Source organism: Rhodococcus sp. MH15 (assembly GCF_019266045.1).
Lineage (GTDB): Bacteria > Actinomycetota > Actinomycetes > Mycobacteriales > Mycobacteriaceae > Rhodococcus_F > Rhodococcus_F qingshengii.
In genome coordinates this window covers 476698-483815 of sequence record NZ_LPNP01000071.1, presented here as the reverse complement: position 1 = coordinate 483815, position 7118 = coordinate 476698, and the positions used below count along the sequence as shown (strand labels likewise).

Annotated in this window: 6 protein-coding genes; 4 read left to right on the top strand and 2 right to left on the bottom strand. The window is 60.7% G+C overall.

Annotated features, from left to right (window positions below; translation table 11 throughout):
* Positions 1-304: 304 nt before the first annotated feature.
* Complete coding sequence (locus ATN37_RS21265) at positions 305-1699, bottom strand: PLP-dependent aminotransferase family protein (protein ID WP_007727183.1); 1395 nt, start codon at positions 1697-1699, stop codon at positions 305-307.
* 47 nt (positions 1700-1746) lie between these two features.
* Here ATN37_RS21265 and ATN37_RS21260 point away from each other — a divergent pair, with 47 nt between their 5' ends.
* The 4 genes from ATN37_RS21260 (at position 1747) to ATN37_RS21245 (ending at position 5982) form a co-directional block, all read left to right on the top strand.
* Positions 1747-2205, top strand: coding sequence for a carboxymuconolactone decarboxylase family protein (locus ATN37_RS21260; RefSeq protein ID WP_007727180.1), 459 nt, complete (start codon positions 1747-1749; stop codon positions 2203-2205).
* A 619-nt stretch (positions 2206-2824) separates the two neighbouring features.
* Positions 2825-4279 carry a hypothetical protein gene (locus tag ATN37_RS21255; RefSeq protein ID WP_244993223.1) on the top strand — a complete coding sequence of 485 codons (1455 nt, stop codon included), beginning with the start codon at positions 2825-2827 and terminating at the stop codon, positions 4277-4279.
* Positions 4280-4408: 129 nt separating this feature from the next.
* On the top strand, positions 4409-5107 hold the full coding sequence (locus ATN37_RS21250; RefSeq protein ID WP_064688680.1) for a class F sortase: 699 nt from the start codon (positions 4409-4411) through the stop codon (positions 5105-5107).
* A gap of 77 nt (positions 5108-5184) precedes the next feature.
* Entirely contained in the window at positions 5185-5982 is a 798-nt protein-coding gene (locus tag ATN37_RS21245; RefSeq protein ID WP_064688679.1) for an SDR family NAD(P)-dependent oxidoreductase, read from the top strand.
* A 14-nt stretch (positions 5983-5996) separates the two neighbouring features.
* Here ATN37_RS21245 and ATN37_RS21240 read toward each other — a convergent pair whose 3' ends face one another.
* Positions 5997-7118, bottom strand: a complete 1122-nt coding sequence (locus ATN37_RS21240) for a GGDEF domain-containing protein (protein ID WP_007727167.1) — start codon at positions 7116-7118, stop codon at positions 5997-5999.

Here is a 7118-nt window from a genome sequence, read left to right as displayed (position 1 = left end):
ACCGCCGAACACACATTAGAGAAGCCCCCCAACCAGTGATGGTTGGGGGGCTTTCTCGTACCCGAAACACCCCCACCATCACCCGAAAGTACCTTCGCCGGCCCCCGACTTCGAGCGAACGGCACGTTCGTCGCCTCAGATCGACCGAACGCACCGTTCACACCATCAAGGGCGGGCACGCCGCCGGCACCCCGGCATGGAGTGAACGACACGCTCACCCTCTTAGACGAGGGGAACGGTACGTTCACTCCATCAGGGCAGGGCAGGGCAGGGCAGGTGAGCGGATGGGCAGATCCGACAGGCGTTATCGCAGAGCTGCCTGTAGCACCTCGCAGAGCACGTCCAGCGTCCTCGAGTACTGCGACTGCGTCGGCGTGCTGTAGCCGACGACGATGCCGTCACCGCCGACTGACGACACGTCGGGATGTCGGAAGACCGACAGCCCTTCGAGCCCGAGATCGCGCGCCCGGGCCGCTGCAAGAACAGATTGTTCGGTGCCGGAGGGCAGACGGATCACAGCGTGAAGTCCCGCGGAGATCCCCTCGACCCTGACCTGGGGTACTTGCTGCGCAAGTGTCGCAACCAGTTGATCGCGTCGTCGTCGGTACGAGGTGCGCATCTTTCGAATATGGCTGTCGAATCTTCCGGATTCGATGAAGTCCGCCAAGGTCAATTGATCCGTTGAACTTACCCAGCGTTCGTAGGGTCCCTTTGTTGCGAGGACAGGTTCGATCAGCCTGTCCGGCAACACCATCCATCCGATGCGAATTGCCGGCGACAGTGTCTTGCTGACAGTGCCCAGGTACGCAACGTGCTGCGGTGCGATTCCTTGGAGTGCACCGACAGGTTTTCTGTCGTAACGGAATTCGCCGTCGTAGTCGTCCTCGATGATGACGCCGCCCGTAGTCGTGGCCCATTCGAGAGCGGTCGCGCGCCTCGCCGGTGTGAGGGGACCGCCGAGAGGGAACTGATGGGTCGGCGTCAGCAGAACACTTTCAGCAGATGTAGACGCCAATTCGTCTGTGCAAGTGCCTGATTCGTCAACCGATATGGGAACTGTCAGCAGCCCTTCGTCGGCGAGCAACTGCCGGTGCAGGTGAAGGCAGAAAGCGTCGACCGCAATCGTTCCTCCGAGTGCGCGGGCAAGGAGGGAGATCCCGTGACCCGAGCTGGCACTGATCACAATGCAGTTCGGATCGACGCGAACGCCTCTGGTGCGGCTCAGGTATGTGGTGAGGGCGTTTCGGAGTTCGACTCGGCCTCTGGGATCAGTAGTCGCGAACGCGTCGGTCGGCGCGGTGGTCAAAGCACGTCTGGCGGACGAAATCCATGCAGCGCGGGGAAACGCCGACGCGTCGGGCGATCCAGGGAGAAGGCTGTAGGTCCAGCGTCGTCGAGTCGGTGATGGCTCGACCTCGCGGGTGTGTGTGCTGGCGAGCGTGGCGACCAGGGTCCCGGAACCAGGCCGTGTGACAAGCCACCCAGCTGCGGCGAGTTCGGCATAGCAGTCCGCTACGGTGTTTCGGGCAACTCCGAGGTCGAGCGCGAGGGTGCGGGAAGGTGGGAGTCTGGTGCCGGGCTTCAACAGTCCACTGTCGATCGCGTCGCGAAGGGTCTGAAGCAGTGCAGCGCGAACCCCGATTCCCTGTGGCAGCTCGATATGTAGATCGAACCCAAGATTGGCCCACGAATTCACCACCGGATTGAACCATGTTTCCGGGTCTTTCCGGGATTACCGTTTGAGTTATGACTACAGCAACAGGACAAAGACTGGATATCGCAAAGCTGGCGCCCGAGGTCTACAAGGCGATGATTGCGTTGGATGCCGCTGCACGCAAGGGGCTGGAGCCGACGCTCGTCGAGCTGGTCCTCACGCGTGCGTCGCAGCTGAATCATTGCGCATGGTGCCTGGACATGCACACTCGCGACGCACGAAAGGTCGGCGTGACGGAGCAGAAGCTCTACCTACTGAACGCGTGGGAAGAAGCGCGAGGGATGTACTCCGATCGTGAACGTGCCGCGCTCGCCTTGACCGAGGCCGTGACAGTCCTCACCGACGGTTTCGTTCCGGACGAGGTGTACAGCGAGGCTGCCGGCGAATTCTCGGACGTGGAACTGGCTCAGCTCATCAGCGTAATTTTGACGATCAATGCGTGGAATCGCATTGCGGTTACCACGAGGAAGGCGCCTCCGGTCCGAGACTGATCCGAGGCCGTGCTCCGCTCTCCGGCAGGGCAGGGTTCCGCCGTCGGAGATCTGGATAATCGACGCAAAGAGGACCAAAAGATTGGTTCAGGGTGTGAACAAAACCAACAGATTCTTTGAATGTGAGGCAAATCACATAATGTGAGTGGAGATTGTTCTGGGGCATCTACAAGTTGCCCGAATCCCGACAAAGCAGTCTCGGTCGGAAGTTTCCGGCGAAGGGGTCCGCATAGCGGGCCCCTTCTTTTGCGCGCGAGCTGAAAACGCCCCTTCCTGTGAGTTTCCCCAGAATGTCCAAGTTACCGACTGGCTAGCGTTGGCGAAATGTCGGGAATGTCGCGGTTGGATGAGCAGATTTTGGGGGGATCGCGATTGTTGTGCGGTTGGACAAAGGTTCAGTCATCTTCATGGCTAACTCGTCATCCGAATGTCCAAGCTGCGCCCTGGGTGCTCGACGATTGGGTGATCTTTCTTGAAACATGCACTACATTGCCATTCAGTAACTGGCTGATTGCCAAAAGTGATCGGCTGATCCTCTCGGAAGTGAGCGCTGGGTGGCGTGGTATTGGGAATCCCGGCAACCGTCCCGCTACCGAAATGTCTTGAAAGGGAAGCTTTGATGACTGTGTCTGGTTCACGGCGTAGGCCGCTTGTTCTCCGGCTCTCGCTAACTGCAGCTATTGCCGTAACGGTCGCCGGTAGTAGCGTTGCTTTTGCTTCGCCAGCTGTGTCCGCGCCGATGCCGGTGCGAACCGCGGCCGCTCCGGCGTTCACCGCCGGGTTGTGTGAGGGCACCGAGTACACGCCCTCGGAGCAGATGCTCGACATCTCCGGCATTCGGCTGGATCACTACAACGACGGCAACATCGTGCCGATGTACGGCACCACCGATCGGGGTACCTCGGCCGCGGTGGATGCTCCGGTCTGCGGTGTCCGCGACGTCGACGGAATTGCGAAGTCGGAATGGATGTACTGCACGGACTTCGATCTCGATCCGTGTGCCGGTGTCGACGAGAACGGTTTGCCGGTTGACAAGCACAACGACGAGATGGGTGCGACGGTGCCGTCTTCGGGCAATCCCGATCTGTCAGCCGACGATCTCGCTGTCATCAGTTGGTTGCTGCAGAATCCCGCCAAACTCGACGGTGTCGTTTCGGGAAATGGCAGCGAGGATGCACGTTCGGCGCGGCAGACGCTTGTGTGGTGTGTCTCGGACTACGACAATCCGCTGATGGCCGATTTCAAAAGCCTGTGCGACAGGAACATCGGAGACGACGAGCGAGCTCGCATCGTCGAGATCATGAACGTCACGCAGACGCTCGACCTCGTTCGCAAGACACCCGCGACGGGGACTCTGAAGGCCGGCGAGACTGCCGTTTTCACCCTGAATACGAATATGTACCGGAAGCCGATCACTGTTCAGTCCTCGGCGGGCACCGAACTGACCGTCTGTGGTGACAACGCCAAGGCGACGTTGACTGCAAACCAACTGACGGTCGACGGCCGCGGCGACGCACCGACTGCTGTTGATCTTTGCCTCACCGCTGCGGCCGGCGGGGACTACTCGGTGACTGCAAGCGTCATTCCGGATTCGGTCGAGAACCTGCACTGGAACACGGCAGGCGCACAGTGCCAGATCTTCGCGTCGTTCGACACCGTTCGGCCGGCTTCGATGAATGCATCTGCCAGCGTCGGATATGCAGCAGCACCCACGACGACACCGGCAACGAGCACGCCGGCAACAACGACACCGGCAACGACCACACCGGCCACCACGACGCCTGCAACCCCGGTCGTTCCGATCGTGCCGATTGTTCCGATCGTGCCCATCGTGCCCATCGTGCCGATTGTGCCTGTAGTTCCGGGTGCACCTGTTCCGTCGCAGCCGGTTGCAACTCCCGCAACTCCGGCGCCGTCGGCTCCGAAGCCGGCCACTGGCCCCCGCCCGGTTGCCATCGACGGTGGTGCTGCTGAACAGAATTCAGGCCGCAACGTCGCCGTCGCAGTGACGGGCCTCGGGCTTGTCGGAATGGCTGCTGCCGGAGCAGTTGCTCTCCGCCGCAAGCGATCCTGACACCAGGCACGTGTAGTAGACGTCGGCACCGATCACGCTTCGTGTGATCGGTGCCGACATTGATCAGACGCAGGGGGCGTCAATTCGCACGAGGTGCCGGGGGCGCCTCATCCCGCAGGAGACAGTTCGATGACCATGTACGAGTCGGATCCCAATCCATCCAATCCATACGACGATCCCAACCACGATCAGCCCGCGAGTCCAGGCAAAGGGCGTCGTGTCGCGTTCATTCTGGCTCTCATCGCGGTGTTGGCCGCCGGTGCTTCCATGGCCTTCGTCGGCCTGCGATCCTCCGATGGCGATGCTGCGATCCCGCCGAGTCCGGGAGTTGTCATGTCGCACTCCGCGAATCCGGCAACGCCTACGGATGCGTTGATGACTCCCAACACCCTTTCGCTCGACCCGGTCGGTGTTCAGGCGCCGATCGTGGACGCCACCGTGCCGGAAGGAGTTCTCACTCCGCCGGAGAACGTCAAGAACGTCGGAATCTGGCTCGACGGTGCATCTCTCGATTCCGCCACCGGCACGACCTTGATTGCCGGACACGTCAATCTGACCGGCCAGGGTAACGGCGCGCTGTTCGACCTGGGCACGATCGAGCCGGGTGAAGTGATCCGTACATCCGACGCGACGGGTAAGAGCACGTCGTGGAAGGTGACTGCGGTGACGACGCGCCCGAAGGCCGATGGTGTGGAGGAAAGCGTGCTGGCCGGCCCGGAAGGCCCTCGTAAGTTGGCAGTCGTAACCTGCGGCGGCGAACTGCAATTCGAGGACGGTGTGGGCAACTACGCCGACAACGTCTACCTGTACGCGGATCTGATGGTCTGAGACACAGGAATGATTCCGACGGTCCCCGATCCCTCTTCGTAGAGATCGGGGACCGCCTGTTGGATAGTGTCGCAGGTATGGATCTTCACTTGTCTGGAAAGCGTGCGATCGTTGCCGGTGGTAGCAAGGGGATCGGTCTGGCAATCGCCAGAGGTCTGGCCGCTGAAGGGGTCGACATCGCGATACTCGCGCGCACTGAGCGAACCGTCGTAAGCGTTGCACGAGATTTGGTTTCGGAGTTCGGAATTCGTGCGATCGGAGTCGTGACGGATACGCGAGACGACGACGCGGTTCAGGCGTCGGTGCGGCAAGTAGTAGAGGAGTTCGGCGGCGTCGACATTCTGGTCAACTCCGCAGCGACTCCGTTCAGCGCCGGAAAGCCGACGGATTTCGAGGCGACCACAGACGACGTCGTGCGAGACGAAGTCGAAGTGAAAGTGCTCGGCTACCTGCGCACTGCGCGTGCTGTAGCGCCGTATCTGATCGATCAGGGTTGGGGTCGGATCATCAACATCAGCGGTTTGGGTGCCAGAGAGGCAACCTCGATCGCCCACACGATCCGCAACGTCAGTGTGTCTGCGCTGACCAAGAATCTTGCAGACGAGCTGGGCCCCAAGGGAATCAACGTCACCGTCGTCCATCCGGGCGTGACGCGGACCGAGAGGTTGACCGCGCGGATTGCGCGCGAGTCGGAAGAATCCGGCCGCTCGCAGGCGGAGGTGGAGCGGGGTATCGCGACGAATTCGATACACCGGATCATCGACGCCGAAGAGGTAGCCGATGTCGTGACCTTCCTGGCATCGCCGCGAAGCATCGCGATCACCGGTGACGCGGTGGCAGCGGGTGGAGGAGTGCCGGGGCCGGTCTACTACTGAAATTGTGCGTACTGCTACCTGCCGGCGGTGGTGACGATCGTGTGAACGCGTCCGCCGCCGAGTCTCTTGCTTTCGTACATCGCCGAATCGGCGACTTTCTGCATGTCCGTGAACGCTGCTGCGCGGTCTTCTCCGGCGACGAATTTGTGGGTACGCACGGCGATTCCGACGCTCGACGTCGATGGTATCTCGTCGGTATTCGAGTGCATTGCCGGTCCGATCGAGTTGAGCATCGGTCCGATGGCTGGCACAGAAAGTCTTTGGACGAGGATGAATTCGTCGCCGCCGATCCGCGCGACGACAGCATCGGCGTGTGCCCAGGCGGATAACCGCTGCGATACCCGGAGAATGATGCGATCGCCGACGTCGTGTCCGTGCACGTCGTTGATCGTCTTGAACCGGTCGATGTCGATCGCGATCACGAGTAGTGCCGCAGATTCTTGACGCTGGAACCCCTCGAGTACCTTCTCGACGTGGCGGTCGAGGCCACGACGGTTCAAGAGGCCGGTGAGAGGATCGAGGTCGGAACTGGAAGCATCCATGCTGAGCATCGTCAGCACGATCTGCGAGATGAATGCGCAGACTACCAACGCGGTGATGACGACCAGTACTTTCGAAACACCAAGGGCTGGATCGCGATCCGGCCCGAACAGAATTGGCTGCGCAGCCACCGCGATCACAAGAAGCGAAAAAGCTATGTGCGCGATCTGCAACTTCGGGTTGTGGAAGTAGGCGATGTAGATGCCGACCAGAGCAAAAATGACACAGGTGAGCAATCGTGCGAGCTGGGAGGAATCTCCAACGACGGAGATCGTGACCGCGATGTCGCAGAAGACCACGAAACCGAACGAGCGACGCTTTGTGGGGCCGAAGACCCACCATGAGACTCCGACTACGAAGCACGAGATCACGACAACAGTATTGAAGAACAACGCAATCGTGCTTGTCGGACCGGCAGGGCTGAATCTGTTCAGTAGTGCGCACACTCCCAGTCCGATGACAATGATGCCAAGTAATAGCCGGGTGGCGGTCGTGAGGCCGTTGTCGCGGAGATAGCGAGTGAAGCGGTCGTATTGATCGGGAAGAATCAACCACTCGCGGGTCAACGTCCTCATCGACTTCATCTGCGATGTCAT